Annotated in this window: 12 protein-coding genes, 2 pseudogenes and 1 riboswitch; of the genes and pseudogenes, 10 read left to right on the top strand and 4 right to left on the bottom strand. The window is 70.4% G+C overall.

Features of this window, described 5'->3' with window-relative positions; all coding sequences use genetic code 11:
* The first annotated feature begins 34 nt into the window (after positions 1-34).
* The 8 genes and pseudogenes from uvrA (at position 35) to ACE3OU_RS00520 (ending at position 7,524) form a co-directional block, all read left to right on the top strand.
* The gene (gene uvrA / locus ACE3OU_RS00485; protein WP_374239568.1) at positions 35-2,857 is read left to right on the top strand and encodes an excinuclease ABC subunit UvrA; all 2,823 of its coding nucleotides are present in this window, start codon (positions 35-37) and stop codon (positions 2,855-2,857) included.
* A 21-nt stretch (positions 2,858-2,878) separates the two neighbouring features.
* Positions 2,879-3,628: pseudogene (locus ACE3OU_RS00490) on the top strand (DUF1186 domain-containing protein); the annotation flags it as partial.
* A 60-nt stretch (positions 3,629-3,688) separates the two neighbouring features.
* Positions 3,689-3,787 (top strand): annotated as a pseudogene (locus tag ACE3OU_RS00495) (SEC-C metal-binding domain-containing protein); the annotation flags it as partial.
* Between the two features lie 68 nt (positions 3,788-3,855).
* Positions 3,856-4,542, top strand: coding sequence for a YceH family protein (locus ACE3OU_RS00500; RefSeq protein WP_374239569.1), 687 nt, complete (start codon positions 3,856-3,858; stop codon positions 4,540-4,542).
* Positions 4,543-4,610: 68 nt separating this feature from the next.
* Positions 4,611-5,393: a prolipoprotein diacylglyceryl transferase gene (gene lgt / locus ACE3OU_RS00505; protein WP_374239570.1), complete on the top strand. Its 783-nt coding sequence runs from the start codon at positions 4,611-4,613 to the stop codon at positions 5,391-5,393.
* Positions 5,394-5,426: 33 nt separating this feature from the next.
* On the top strand, positions 5,427-6,494 hold the full coding sequence (locus ACE3OU_RS00510) for an alkene reductase (RefSeq protein WP_374239571.1): 1,068 nt from the start codon (positions 5,427-5,429) through the stop codon (positions 6,492-6,494).
* A gap of 104 nt (positions 6,495-6,598) precedes the next feature.
* Positions 6,599-7,207, top strand: a complete 609-nt coding sequence (locus ACE3OU_RS00515) for a hypothetical protein (protein ID WP_374239572.1) — start codon at positions 6,599-6,601, stop codon at positions 7,205-7,207.
* Between the two features lie 128 nt (positions 7,208-7,335).
* Entirely contained in the window at positions 7,336-7,524 is a 189-nt protein-coding gene (locus ACE3OU_RS00520) for a hypothetical protein (RefSeq protein ID WP_374239573.1), read from the top strand.
* Positions 7,525-7,531: 7 nt separating this feature from the next.
* Here the strand turns inward: ACE3OU_RS00520 and ACE3OU_RS00525 are convergent, their stop codons facing one another.
* The 4 genes from ACE3OU_RS00525 to ACE3OU_RS00540 all read right to left on the bottom strand — a co-directional run bounded on the left by ACE3OU_RS00525 (position 7,532) and on the right by ACE3OU_RS00540 (position 10,956).
* Positions 7,532-8,107: a TMEM165/GDT1 family protein gene (locus ACE3OU_RS00525; protein WP_374239574.1), complete on the bottom strand. Its 576-nt coding sequence runs from the start codon at positions 8,105-8,107 to the stop codon at positions 7,532-7,534.
* Positions 8,100-8,281: riboswitch (yybP-ykoY riboswitch) on the bottom strand. (Overlaps the previous gene by 8 nt.)
* A 458-nt stretch (positions 8,282-8,739) precedes the next feature.
* Positions 8,740-9,051 carry an AzlD domain-containing protein gene (locus ACE3OU_RS00530; RefSeq protein WP_374239575.1) on the bottom strand — a complete coding sequence of 104 codons (312 nt, stop codon included), beginning with the start codon at positions 9,049-9,051 and terminating at the stop codon, positions 8,740-8,742.
* Complete coding sequence (locus tag ACE3OU_RS00535) at positions 9,048-9,752, bottom strand: AzlC family ABC transporter permease (protein ID WP_374239576.1); 705 nt, start codon at positions 9,750-9,752, stop codon at positions 9,048-9,050. Before ACE3OU_RS00535 ends, ACE3OU_RS00530 begins: the two co-directional genes overlap by 4 nt.
* 55 nt (positions 9,753-9,807) lie before the next feature.
* Positions 9,808-10,956: a patatin-like phospholipase family protein gene (locus ACE3OU_RS00540; protein ID WP_374239577.1), complete on the bottom strand. Its 1,149-nt coding sequence runs from the start codon at positions 10,954-10,956 to the stop codon at positions 9,808-9,810.
* A gap of 317 nt (positions 10,957-11,273) precedes the next feature.
* On the opposite strand from ACE3OU_RS00540, the gene ACE3OU_RS00545 reads away from it, so the two are divergent.
* On the top strand, positions 11,274-11,498 hold the full coding sequence (locus ACE3OU_RS00545) for a VF530 family DNA-binding protein (RefSeq protein WP_374239578.1): 225 nt from the start codon (positions 11,274-11,276) through the stop codon (positions 11,496-11,498).
* 194 nt (positions 11,499-11,692) lie between these two features.
* Positions 11,693-13,261: a diguanylate cyclase domain-containing protein gene (locus tag ACE3OU_RS00550; protein WP_374239579.1), complete on the top strand. Its 1,569-nt coding sequence runs from the start codon at positions 11,693-11,695 to the stop codon at positions 13,259-13,261.
* Positions 13,262-13,269: the final 8 nt, after the last annotated feature.

Below are 13,269 nucleotides of genomic sequence, written 5' to 3' on the forward strand. Positions count from 1 at the left end.
TATTAACAGGTTGCCTCTCAGCCCCGAACGCTCCATGGACGCGATACGAATCCGCGGTGCCCGCACCCACAACCTCAAGAACATCGCCCTCGACCTCCCCCGCGACCAGCTCACGGTGATCACCGGCCTGTCCGGCTCCGGCAAGAGCTCGCTGGCCTTCGACACCCTCTACGCCGAGGGCCAGCGCCGCTACGTGGAGTCCCTGTCGGCCTACGCCCGGCAGTTTTTGCAGCTGATGGAGAAGCCCGACGTGGACCTCATCGAGGGCCTGTCGCCGGCAATCTCCATCGAGCAGAAGGCCACCAGCCACAACCCGCGCTCCACGGTGGGCACCGTCACCGAGATCCACGACTACCTGCGCCTGCTCTACGCCCGGGCCGGCACGCCCCACTGCCCCGACCACCCCGAGCACGCCCTCGAGGCCCAGAGCGTCTCGCAGATGGTCGACGCGGTGCTGGCGCTGCCCGAGGACACCCGGCTGATGATCGTCGCCCCGGTGGTGTCGGGCCGCAAGGGCGAGCAGGCCGACCTGCTCGCCGAACTGCGCGCCCAGGGCTTCGTGCGGGTGCGCGTCGACGGCGTGGTGCATGAGCTCGACAACATGCCGGTGCTCGACAAGAACCGCCGCCACGTCATCGAGGTGGTGGTCGACCGCTTCAAGGTGCGCCAGGACCTGCGCGGCCGCATCGCCGAATCCTTCGAGACCGCCCTCACCCACGCCGAAGGCCGCGCCATCGCCGTCGAGATGGACAGCGGCGCCGAGCACCTCTTCTCGGCCAAGTTCGCCTGCCCGGTGTGCAGCTTCGCGCTGGCCGAGCTCGAGCCGCGGCTGTTCTCGTTCAACAACCCGGTGGGCGCCTGCCCCAAGTGCGACGGCCTCGGCAACGTGGATTTCTTCGACCCCGAGCGGGTCGTCGCCCACCCCGACCTGTCGCTCGCCTCCGGCGCCATCCGCGGCTGGGACCGCCGCAACCAGTTCTACTTCCAGCTCCTCGCCAGCCTCGCCGACCACTACGCGTTCGACATCGAGACGCCCTTCGAGGCGCTGCCCGAGAAGGTCCGCGACATCGTGCTGAACGGCTCCGGGCGCGACAAGATCGCCTTCCGCTACCTCTCCGACGGCGGCCGCCAGGTGCTCAAGGAGCACACCTTCGAGGGCATCATCCCCAACCTCGAACGCCGCTACCGCGAGACCGACTCGGTGGCCGTGCGCGAGGAGCTCGCCAAATACCGCGCCAACTGCGCCTGCCCGGCCTGCCAGGGCGCCCGCCTGCGTACCGAGGCGCGCTTCGTGCTGATCGGCGGACGCAACCTGTCCGAGGTCAGCCGCCTGCCGCTGGCCCGCTGCCGCGACTTCTTCGACGGCCTCCGGCTCACCGGCCAGCGCGGCCAGGTGGCCGACAAGCTGGTCTCCGAGATCTCGGCGCGGCTGCAGTTCCTGATCAACGTGGGGCTCGACTACCTCTCCCTCGACCGCTCCGCCGACACCCTGTCGGGCGGCGAATCCCAGCGCATCCGGCTCGCCAGCCAGATCGGCTCCGGCCTCACCGGCGTCATGTACGTGCTCGACGAGCCCTCCATCGGGCTCCACCAGCGCGACAACGACCGCCTGCTCGACACCCTGCGCCGCCTGCGCGACATGGGCAACACAGTGATCGTCGTCGAGCACGACGAGGACGCCATCCGGATGGCCGACTACGTGGTCGACATGGGCCCCGGCGCCGGCGAGCACGGCGGCCGGGTGATCGCCGAGGGCCGCCCCGACGAGATCGCCGCCCACCCCGACTCCCTCACCGGTGCCTACCTGTCGGGCCGCCGCCAGATCGCCGTGCCGGCCAGGCGCACCGCCGCCGACCCGGAGCGCCAGCTGCGCATCGAGGGCGCCAGCGGCAACAACCTCAAGCAGGTCAACGTGGACGTGCCGGTGGGCCTGTTCACCTGCGTCACCGGCGTGTCGGGCAGCGGCAAGAGCACCCTCATCAACGACACCCTGCACGCCCTCGCCGCCCGCCACCTCAACGGCAGCAGCATCGAGGCCGCGCCCTGCACCGCGATCCACGGCCTCGACCACTTCGACAAGGTCATCAACGTCGACCAGAGCCCGATCGGCCGCACCCCGCGCTCCAACCCGGCCACCTACACCGGCCTGCTCACCCCCATCCGCGACCTCTTCGCCGGGGTACCCGAGGCCAAGGCCCGCGGCTACGGGCCGGGGCGCTTCAGCTTCAACGTCAAGGGCGGGCGCTGCGAGGCCTGCCAGGGCGACGGCCTGATCAAGGTCGAGATGCACTTCCTGCCCGACATGTACGTGCCCTGCGACATCTGCCACGGCAAGCGCTACAACCGCGAGACGCTGGAGATCCGCTACAAGGGCAAGAGCATCTTCGAGGTGCTCGAGATGACCGTCGAGCAGGCCCTGGCCTTCTTCAGCGCCGTGCCGCTGGTGGCCCGCAAGCTCGACACCCTGATGCAGGTCGGCCTCGGCTACATCCGCCTCGGGCAGAGCGCCACCACCCTCTCCGGCGGCGAGGCCCAGCGGGTCAAGCTGGCCCTCGAGCTGTCCAAGCGCGACACCGGCCGCACCCTCTACATCCTCGACGAACCCACCACCGGCCTGCACTTCGCCGACATCGAGATGCTGCTCAGCGTGCTGCACCGCCTGCGCGACCACGGCAACACCGTGGTCGTCATCGAGCACAACCTCGACGTCATCAAGACCGCCGACTGGCTGATCGACATGGGCCCCGAAGGTGGCAACGGCGGCGGCACCGTCGTCGGCACCGGCACGCCCGAAACCCTCGCCGCCAATCCGGCCAGCCACACCGGCCGCTACCTGGCCCGGCTGCTGCCCACCTGAACCCGCACCCCGCCCGACACCATGACCGACCTCTGGACCACCCTCCGCCCCCAGCTCGAACACCTCGCCCCGACCCTGCCCCGCGAGGCCCTCGCCCTCGCCGACGCCCACCGGGCCGAGGTCGCCCCCCCGCTCGTCGCGCTGCTCGAAGCCCTCGCCGCCGACCCCGCGCCGGCCAAGGCCGACGGCTACGTGCTGCACCTCTACGCCATGCTGCTCCTCGCCAGCTGGCGCAACATCGACGCCTACGAGCCCCTCGCCGAGCTCGGCCACCTCGACCCCGCCAGCGTCGACCAGGTCTTCGGCCAGCTCGTCCATGACAGCTACGGCCGCGCGCTGGCCTCCTGCTGCAACGGCGGCATCGCCCCCCTCACCCGCCTCGCCGACGACGACGGCGCCAGCCTGTGGGCCCGCGCCGCGGCCCTCGAGGCCCTCACCCTCGCGACCCTCGCCGGGCGCGCCTCCCGCGGGCCGGTGGTGGACTTCCTCGCCGACTTCGGTGCCCGCGAGGCCCTGCTGCTGAAGGACAAGCCCGACGCCGGCGCCGAGCTCGAACTCCTCGACCTGCTGGTGGTCTGTCTTGCCGACCTCGGCGCCGCCGAGCTGCTGCCGACGATCCGCGAGTGGTTCGCCGCCGGGCTGGTGGACGACAGCTACGTCACCCTCGCCGACGTCGAGGCCGACATCCGCCGCAGCCCCGCCGAATGCCTCGCCTCGCTGCGGGAGGACGGCCGCGGCCTGATCGACGACGTCGCCCACGAGGCCGCCCTGTGGCCCGCCTTCCACGAGCTCCCGCCGGTGCGGCTGCCACCGATCCCGCTGGGCAGCCTGCGCGAGCCCGTCCGGCGCGACGAGGCCAAGGTCGGTCGCAACGACCCCTGCCCCTGCGGCAGCGGCCGCAAGTACAAGAAGTGCCACGGCGCCCATTGAGGCCGGCCGCGGCCCTGTCACGGGGCCTCGGCTATCATGAACACCTCGCACGCAACCGGAAGCCCGCCATGACCGACACAACGCCCCCCGCCGACGCGCCCGAAACCAGCCCGGGTTTCGACCTCGACGACTTCGAGGTGCGCGTCCTCGCGGTGCTCATCGAGAAAGCCTTCGTCACCCCCGACAGCTACCCCCTGTCGGTGAACAGCCTGGTCAGCGGCTGCAACCAGCTCACCGGCCGCGAGCCGGTGATGAGCCTCTCCGAGGCCACCGTGCTGGCCACCCTCGACCGCCTCGCCGAGCGCGGCCTCGTCAGCCAGCGCCACCAGGCCGGCGCCCGGGTCGCCAAGTGGGAGCACCAGATCCGCCTGCGCCATTCCCTCAACGAGCCGATGCAGGCCGTGCTGGCCATCCTCATGCTGCGCGGCCCGCAGACCCTCGGCGAGATCCGCGCCCGCTGCGAGCGCATGCACGCCTTCGGCAGCCCGGCCGAGGTCGAGGAGATCCTCGAAAAGCTGTCCGACAAATACCCGCCGATGGTCACCCAGCTGCCCAAGGCCCCCGGCACCAAGGAGGCCCGCTACACCCACCTGATGAGCGGCGAAGCCGCGGCCCACGCCTTCGAGACCACCGGCGAAGCCGCCGCCCCCCGCGGCAGCCGCGTCGGCGAGCTCGAAGAAGAAGTCCGCCGCCTGCGCCAGCAGCTCGAATGGCTCACCGCCGAATTCGAAGCCTTCCGCAAACAGTTCCAGTAAACCCATCGACGGCGCCGCCGGGCCGGGCCCTCCTGGGCCGGGCCACGCAGGCCGCCCCCGCCTCAGCCATGTTCGTCCATCCCCAATTCGACCCCGTCGCCCTCGCCATCGGCCCGCTGTCCATCCGCTGGTACGGGCTGATGTACCTCGTCGCCTTCATCCTCTTCGTCGTGCTCGGCCGCGTGCACGCCCGCCGCCGCGCCGAGCTCGGCTGGGACGCCCAGCAGATCGACGACCTGCTCTTCTACGGCGTGCTCGGCGTGATCCTCGGCGGCCGCCTGGGCTACGTGCTGTTCTACAAGCCCGCCTACTACCTCGCCCACCCGGCCGAGATCCTCGCCGTATGGCAGGGCGGCATGGCCTTCCACGGCGGCTTCCTCGGCGTGCTGGTGGCGATGTGGCTGTTCGGCCGGCGCACCCGGCGCCCCTGGCTGGCTGTCACCGACTTCATCGCCCCGCTGGTGCCCCTCGGCCTCGCCGCCGGGCGGATGGGCAACTTCATCAACGGCGAACTCGTCGGCCGCGTCACCGACGTGCCCTGGGCGATGGTCTTCCCGCAGGTGGACGGCCTCCCGCGCCACCCGTCCCAGCTCTACCAGTTCGGGCTCGAGGGGCTCAGCCTGTTCCTCATCCTGTGGTGGTTCTCGGCCAAGGCGCGGCCGCGCGGCCTGGTGTCGGCGGTGTTCCTGATCGGCTACGGCGCCTTCCGCTTCATCGCCGAGTTCGGCCGCGAGCCCGACGACTTCCTCGGCCTGCTCACCTTCGGCCTGTCGATGGGCCAGTGGCTGTCGCTGCCGATGATCCTGGCCGGCCTGCTGATGGCCGCCTGGGCCGTCAAACGCCAGGCCTGACCCCTTCCCCCGCAACCCACCCCGGAGAGCACGATGTCCGCCCTGTTCCAGCCCCTGCAAGCCGGCGCCCTGCTGCTGCCCAACCGCATCCTGATGGCGCCGCTCACCCGCTGCCGCGCCACCGCCGACCACGTCCCGACCCCGCTGATGGCCACCCACTACGCCCAGCGCGCCAGCGCCGGCCTGCTCATCGCCGAGGCCACCATGGCCATCGCGGGCAACGCCGCCTTCGGCAACGAGCCGGGCATCTACTCCGACGCCCAGATCGCCGCCTGGAAGCAGGTCACCGACGAGGTGCACGCCGCCGGCGGGCGCATCTTCCTGCAGATCTGGCACGGCGGGCGCGCCTGCCACCCCTACTACAACGGCGGCGCCCAGCCCGTCGGCCCGAGCGCCCTCGCCATCACCAACAACGAGCTGCGCACCCCCGACGGCAAGCAACCCTACGTCACCCCCCGCGAGCTGCGTGACGACGAGATCCCCGCCATCGTCGCCGGCTTCGGCAAGGCTGCCGCCAACGCCCGGGCCGCCGGCTTCGACGGTGTCGAAGTGCACGGCGCCAACGGCTACCTGCTCGACGAATTCCTGCGCGACGGGGCCAACCGCCGCAGCGGCCCCTACGGCGGCCCCCTCGAGAACCGCGCCCGCCTGCTCCTCGAAGTGCTCGACGCCGTCGTGGGCGAGCTGGGCGGCGACCGCGTCGGCCTGCGCATCTCGCCCCTCAACAGCTTCAACAGCATGATCGACAGCGACCCGGTCGGCCTCGTGCGCGGCCTCGCCCGGCGCCTCAACACCTACCAGCTCGCCTACCTGCACGTGATGCGCACCGATTTCCTCGGCCAGCAGCAGGGCGACGTGCTCACCCCCGCCCGCGAGGCGTACGAAGGCGTGCTGGTCGGCAACATGGGCTACAGCCCGGCCGAAGCCGCCAGCGCGGTCGAGGGCGGCCTGCTCGACGCCGTGGCCTTCGGCGTACCCTTCATCGCCAACCCCGACCTCCCCGCCCGCATCAAGGCCGGCGCCCAGCTCAACCCCGCCGACCCCGGCACCTTCTACACCCCCGGCGCGGCGGGCTACACCGACTACCCCTTCATGCAGTAAGCCCGGCAGCGGGCCGGCCCTTGCCGGCCCCGGCCGCCACGCCCGCCTTGCCGCCCGCCCGGGCGGCGACTAGGCTGCAATGGAAGCCCGAGGAATCCGCTTCCATGCCCAGTTCGCCCCACCACACCCTCCACGGCGCAGCGCCGCAAGGCCGGTACCGGCTCGCTGCCCTGCTCGCCTGCGGCCTGCTGGGCGCCTGCTCCGGCATGCTGCCCACCTCCAGGCAGACGGTGAGCAACCAGTGGCAGGACTTCGACGCCGCCAAGCAGAGCTTCGACCAGATCGTCCCCTACCGCACCACCCTGGACACGGTGCGCGAACTCGGCTTCGACCCCGCCCGGACCCCCAACGTGCAGATCCTCAACCACTCCCAGGTGGTGCGTGCGGTGCTGCCCTCACCGCTGCAGGAGCTCGGCACCATCCCCAAGGGCATCATCGACTGCATGAAGGCCCAGGAGGCCTGCGTCGGCTACTTCATGGAGCCCAGCCACATCGACCGCAAGCGGGTGGGCAACTTCATGCTCGACTTCCTCAACTTCAAGCGCGACACCCTCACCACCGGCTGGAAGTTCGGCGCGCTGATCGTGGTGATCCACGACAAGGTCGTCTACAAGCAATGGAGCGGCCGCCCGAAGATCGAGGAGACCGAAGTCCGCCACAACCCCCTCGGGCCGCTGCAGGGGGTGGGGGAGTCGGTGCGGGGAATGCCGTGAGCCGGCGGCGGGCGCGCCCCCCGACACCACCGGCGCGGGCCCTGCCCCGAAGCGGGCAGCCGGCTGGCGCCCAGTCCTCCCCGAGCCCCCGCCCGGGCGGCGGCCCCGCGAAATAGCCCGGCCGCATCATGAAGATCGGCATTCCCAATTGGCCGTCCGACAGCCGCCTGGTCACAATGGAAGCACGGGATTCAACGACCAGGGAGACGATCATGACACGCGCACTTGCCCACTCACTCGGGAAAAACCCGCTCAGGCTGGCCCTCGGCGTGGCGATCAACCTGGGCGGGATGCTCGCGATCGCGGCCAGTCTGTGAGCGGCACCTACAGCCCGAGGGATTCCCCCGCGCCGAGCAAGGTCGCAGCCCCCAGCACCGCAAAGATCGCCGCGGCGATCATGTGCACCAGGCGAACCGGCATCCTGTCGGCGATCCGGTCGCCCAAAAGCACCGCGGGGACGTTGGCGATCATCATCCCGAGCGTGGTGCCCAGGACGACCGGCACAAAGGCGTGATACTGGGCCGCCAGCGCCACGGTGGCCACCTGGGTCTTGTCACCCATCTCGGCCAGGAAGAAGGCGACCAGGGTCGTGCCGAAGACGCCGAACCTGGCCAGCTTCGCCTCCTCTTCGTCGAACTTGTCGGGGATAAGGGTCCACACCGCCATGCCGACGAACGAGAGGCCGAGCACCCAGCGCAGCGTTCCGGGGGCGACCAGGGAGGTGATCCAGGCGCCGAGCGCGCCGGCAAAGCCATGGTTGGCGATGGTGGCAAGCAGGATGCCGACGATGATGGGAACGGGCCGGCGGAACTTGGCCGCGAGGATGAAGGCGAGCAGCTGGGTCTTGTCGCCGATTTCGGCGAGGGCGACGATGCCCGTCGAGACGAGGAAGGATTCCATTACACACACCTGGCCGGAATTTCCGATTGACCACGCAACCTCTCCGGCCCCGGAAGGTTGGGTGGTCAATGGTCTTGCCAAGCATGGGAACCGCTTGCGCCATGCCGTGGCCGGCAAGTGTGTTGACGCAAGCCTCTTCGAGGCGAAGAGAGGCTACTCCCCAATGATGCCGCGGATCGTACCAGACACCGCGCACGCCGGCCACCCTTGCCGCAGCACCTCCAGCTGAAACCGAAGATCGTGGGCGGAGCCCCCTTTCGCCGGCCGAGCTTGCACCAAGACACCGTGTTGCACGATCACACGCCCGTGTGATCGTAGCTTGAGGGCTTGTGACATCAATACACGGCCGTGTGATCGTGGTTAGCGCTCTCGTTTCACGATCACTATAACCAAAGCTCGAATCTCACCAGCGCGTGATTCGAGCTTTGGCTATCGTTCTCGTATCACACGGCCGTGCATCAAGGGTTCGCGGCCTTGTTCTGGCATCACGCCGCCATGTGATCGGCAAACACGGGCGCGAGATGGCAATTCACGGCGGTGGGCCCGCATCACGCGGGGGCGAACGACGGGTACGCGGCGGTGTGCTCTTGATGCACGGCGATGGGATGCGATCACGGCGGCGCGGGCCCGCGTCAGCGCAGCCCCCACAGCGCCGCCATGCCGGCAACGAAGGGCAGCCAGGGGTTGCGCGAGAGCTGGGTGGCGAGCACCGCGGCGATGGCGCCGCCGAGCTTGGGGTTGAACAGCTCCGGCGCGCCGTTCACCAGCACCACGTCGGGCACCACGATGGCGGCCAGTGCGGCGGCGGGGGCGTAGCGGAGGGCCTTCTGCACGCCGTCGGGCAGGCTGGCGCGCTGGCCGAGCACGATGAAGCTGGCGCGGGGCAGCAGCGTGGCTAGGCCGATCAGGATGAAGACGAGCCACAGGGTCCAGTCGTAGTTCATCGCGCCTCCGGCTTTTTCTGGAGATGTTCGGTGGCGAAGCCGGCCGCGATGCCACCCACGATCGCCACCATCACGCCGAGACGCAGGGGCAGGCCGCGCAGCAGCACCGACAGCGCACCGCCGGTGAGCATGGCGACCAGCATCGGGCGCACACGCGCCATCGGCACCAGAAGCACCAGCAGCGCGATGCTGGCCATGAATTCCAGCGACCAGCCGCGCGGGATCACCCCCGCCGCCAGCACGCCGGCGAGGGTCGAGCTCTGCCACAGCAGCGCGCACCACAGGGACGGCGCCAGGTAGTAGCCGAGCCGCCACTCCGGGTCGGCCTCGCTCCGCAGGCGCTCCAGGCAGGTGGCGAACACGCCGTCGGTGAGGGCGTAGCCGCATAGCCAGCGCTGCCACGGGCGACCGCCCGCCAGCGGCCCGGCCAGCGCCGCGCTGAAGATGATGAAGCGCAGATTGACCACCAGCGCGGTGGCAACGATCAGCCACACGGGCGCGCCGATGGCGATCAGCGGCAGCGTGCCCAGCTGGGCGGTGGCGCCGAACACGATGAGGCTCATGCCCATCGCCTGGAGCGGGGTGAAACCCACGCTCACCATCGACAAGCCGGTGACCAGCGCCCACGGGATCAGGCCCACCGACACCGGCAGGCACACCCGGAAGCCCTCCCGGGCTCCGGCCTTGAAACTCGGCGACATGCGCGCTCCTGCAGAAGGGGAGCGCAAACTTAGCACGGGCGGCGGCGCGCCGGGCTCAGACGCCCCTCTGGTAGGGAAAGCCCGCCGGCGGCGGCAGGGTGTGGTCGACCCAGCGGCGCATCGCCGCATCACAGACGGCGTAGCCCCAGTTGATGAGACGCTCCTGCAGGTCGTCGGGCATGGCGGCGAGGCGGGTGGGCAGCTGCGCCAGCTCGGCGGTGCGCGCGGCCGGGCACGGCAGCGCGGAGGCGAGGCCGTAGTTGCCGATCTTGGAACGCACGCTCCAGTAGGCGCCCATGCGGTCGCCGCACAGGAAGCCGGCGATCACCTGACGCTTGCGCAGGGCCCGCACCTGGCTGTCGGTCATGTCGAGCACCCGCCGGGCGTGGCTGGCCCAGTCGATGCCCGGGTCGGGCTCGGCGCCGAGCGCGGGGCCGGCGTCGCTGACGAGGATGGTCTCGTAGCGCCTCCAGGCGGTTTCCAGCCCCAGGTTGTCATACACACCTCCGTCGGTGAGATAGACCTCGTCGGTAAACGGCGGCCGGTGCAGGGGCTCGCCCGCCGGCGGGCTGAAGGCCGTCGGGTCGAGGGCCAGGCGGGCCGGCGAGAGCAGCGGCGGAAACGCCGACGAGGCCGCCACCGCCACGGCCAGCGGCACCGTCGGGCGGCAGACCTCGCCCACCAGGTCGTCGCGCATGGCGGGCCTGGAGAAGCGCCACAGGGCGCCGGTCTGCACATTGGTGGCGTTGATGACGACGCGCGGGGGGTCGTCCGGCAGGTCCTGCAGGGTGGCGTCGGCGAACAGGTGCCGGCGATAAGCGTCGGCCAGCTTGTCGTTGATCGAGCCGGGCAGGAAGACGCCCTTCAGCACCGAGCCCACATCGACAGTCTCGCGGGCAAAGGCACGGATCGGCGCGACCAGCTGGGCCTCCAGGGCCTGGGCCACCCCATCCGCAAAGTCGAGCTCGGCCCAGCGCAGTCCCAGCAGGGCGGCGGTGATCGAGCTGCCCGAGACGCTGGAGATGCGATCGAGCCGCACGAGATAGCCCAGCTCGTTGAGCCGCCACAGCACCCCGAGATGAAAGATCATCGCCCGGTAGCCGCCGCCGGACAGGCACAGCGCAACGCCCGGCCTGGGCTGCCCGGATCCGGCGGCATCGACCGGCGACAGCGCCACGTGCTGCCCGCCCTGAATGATCGGCATCTGCCCTCCTTTGCCGGCCGGCTCCCCACGACAGGCCCGGCGCCCGCGGGCCAAGCCAGCGGGCGGGCATGCACGGATACCGTGCGAGGGGAAACGACCGATTGCTTCAGCATAGCCAATGAATGCCGGGTGACAAGGGCGGCAGTTCGCAGCACGGAGTCGGGCGGGATGGCCTCCCGCGGTCCGCCGCGACCACCCGGATCACCCCGGAGCCGCCGGGGAGATCGTTGTTTTTTTACACAAAACAACAATCGTGACAGGCCGGGGCTTGACCTCGGCCCTTGGCAGCGTCGGCGAAGTGGGTCAGAGTCTCATTGATGAATCAGGCCAACCCGCAAACCAACAACCCGCTCCACGGCGTCACCCTCGAACGCATGCTCACCGAACTGGTGGCGCGTTTCGGGTGGGATCGGCTGGGGACGCTGATCGACATCCGCTGCTTCCAGAATGAGCCCAGCATCAAATCGAGCCTAAAGTTTTTGCGCCGTACGCCGTGGGCACGGGAGCAGGTCGAAACCTTGTATCTGCGCGAAATGACCTGAGGCGCCAGCCCGGCACGCCATGCCAGCCGGGTGTCTGAACGGAGTTGCCCATGTGAGCGCTTTCGTCGGGCGGGAAGCCGGCACAGCCCGTGCCCTCCCGCCTCTCGTCGTCCGGCCGCTCGCCGAGCCTCAGCCCGCCCGGCGAGCGGCCCCTTGATCGTGGTCCCCCCCGCAACGTCGCTCCCCCCGCCCTGATGGACACACCCGACACGTTCCTCCTCCGGCACCGCAACCTGCGCCTGCCGCTCTTCGTCGGCCTGCTATCCCTGGCCCTGACGGGCTGGCTGTGGCACCACGAGAACGAAGCGGCGCAGGCCCGGCTGCAGACGGATTTCGACTTCGCCGTGCGCCAGTCGGTGAGCCGCATCCGGGAACGGGTCGCCAGCTACGAGCAGATGCTGCGGGCGGCGCGGGGGCTGTTCGATGCGTCGGACTCGGTGGACCGCGAAGATTTCGAGCACTTCGTCGGCGCGCTGATGAACGGGTCGGAGGTCTCCGGGCTGCAGGCCATGCTGTTCACGCCCCTGCTGCCCTCCGCTCAGGCCCCCCGGCACGTGGCGATCCAGCGGGCGCAGGGCAACCCGGATTACACCATCACGGACGAGCGCACCGAACCGGTCGCCCCGGTCACCTACGCGGCCCCGCCGACCGCCCAGAACCACCGGGCCCTGGGCCATAACATCTACGCCGACCCGATACGCCGGCAGGCCCTCGACGAGGCCCGCGACTCCGGGGGCATCGCGATCACCTCGCAACTGGCCCTCAAGATGGACGACGCCGTGCCCCAGCCGTCCTTCGCGATGTACGCCGCGCTCTACCGCAAGGGGCAGCCCCGCAACACCCCGGCCGCCCGGCACGCGGCGGCCTATGGATGGGTGCACATTGCCTTCCGCGCCGGCGACCTGATGGCCAGCCTGCACGGTGACACGCCGCCGGGCATCGCACTGCGGCTCTACGACGGGCCGAAGGTGTCATCGGACGAGCTGATCTACGACTCCGCCCCGGGCGACGACGCCCCGCCCCGCTTCAGCGCGGTGGAGCACATCCAGTTCCCCCAGCACCAGTGGACCCTGCAGGTCCGCTCGACGCCAGCCTTCGGGCAGAGCTACAGCAAGAACCCGGCGCGTATCATCGCCGCGGCGGGGGTCAGCATGAGCCTGCTGCTGGCCCTGTTCACCTGGCAGCTGGTGACCGGCCGCGCCCGCGCCTTCGCCCGGGCCCACTCGATGACCCGCGAGCTGCGCGAACGGGAGGAGCGCATGCGCCACATGGCCCAGCACGACCCGCTCACCCAGCTGCCCAACCGGGCGCTGTTCTCCGACCGCCTGCAGGCGGCCCTGGCCCGGGCGCGCCGGGACCGCAACCGGGCCGCCGTGATGTTCGTGGACCTCGACCACTTCAAGCCCGTGAACGACGCCTGCGGCCACGCGGTGGGCGACAGCCTGCTGATCGCCTCGGCCGAGCGCATGCGCGAGTGCCTGCGGGAATCCGACACGCTGGCGCGCATCGGCGGCGACGAGTTCGTGGTGCTGCTGCCGCAGATCGACGACCGCGAAGACGCCCAGCAGGTGGCCGAGCGGATCCGGGCCTCCATCGCCCGCCCCTTCCAGATCGGCCCCCACACGATCAACATTTCGGCGTCGATCGGCATCTGCATCTTCCCGGACCACGGGGACGACGAGGCGAGCCTGATGAAATGCGCCGACGGGGCCATGTACCGCGCCAAGGACATGGGCCGCGACCGCCTGATCTTCGGCACCTGAGCCGGAGC

Origin of the sequence: Zoogloea sp., from assembly GCF_041908905.1 — a bacterium.
Lineage (GTDB): Bacteria > Pseudomonadota > Gammaproteobacteria > Burkholderiales > Rhodocyclaceae > Zoogloea.

Excerpts from the sequence above, each read along its gene's own strand:
- uvrA (WP_374239568.1), top strand. The coding sequence starts at position 35 with ATGGACGCGATACGAATCCGCGGTGCCCGCACCCACAACCTCAAGAAC.
- ACE3OU_RS00500 (WP_374239569.1), top strand. The coding sequence starts at position 3,856 with ATGACCGACACAACGCCCCCCGCCGACGCGCCCGAAACCAGCCCGGGT.
- lgt (WP_374239570.1), top strand. The coding sequence starts at position 4,611 with ATGTTCGTCCATCCCCAATTCGACCCCGTCGCCCTCGCCATCGGCCCG.
- ACE3OU_RS00510 (WP_374239571.1), top strand. The coding sequence starts at position 5,427 with ATGTCCGCCCTGTTCCAGCCCCTGCAAGCCGGCGCCCTGCTGCTGCCC.
- ACE3OU_RS00515 (WP_374239572.1), top strand. The coding sequence starts at position 6,599 with ATGCCCAGTTCGCCCCACCACACCCTCCACGGCGCAGCGCCGCAAGGC.
- ACE3OU_RS00520 (WP_374239573.1), top strand. The coding sequence starts at position 7,336 with ATGAAGATCGGCATTCCCAATTGGCCGTCCGACAGCCGCCTGGTCACA.
- ACE3OU_RS00525 (WP_374239574.1), bottom strand. The coding sequence starts at position 8,107 with ATGGAATCCTTCCTCGTCTCGACGGGCATCGTCGCCCTCGCCGAAATC.
- ACE3OU_RS00530 (WP_374239575.1), bottom strand. The coding sequence starts at position 9,051 with ATGAACTACGACTGGACCCTGTGGCTCGTCTTCATCCTGATCGGCCTA.
- ACE3OU_RS00535 (WP_374239576.1), bottom strand. The coding sequence starts at position 9,752 with ATGTCGCCGAGTTTCAAGGCCGGAGCCCGGGAGGGCTTCCGGGTGTGC.
- ACE3OU_RS00540 (WP_374239577.1), bottom strand. The coding sequence starts at position 10,956 with ATGCCGATCATTCAGGGCGGGCAGCACGTGGCGCTGTCGCCGGTCGAT.
- ACE3OU_RS00545 (WP_374239578.1), top strand. The coding sequence starts at position 11,274 with ATGAATCAGGCCAACCCGCAAACCAACAACCCGCTCCACGGCGTCACC.
- ACE3OU_RS00550 (WP_374239579.1), top strand. The coding sequence starts at position 11,693 with ATGGACACACCCGACACGTTCCTCCTCCGGCACCGCAACCTGCGCCTG.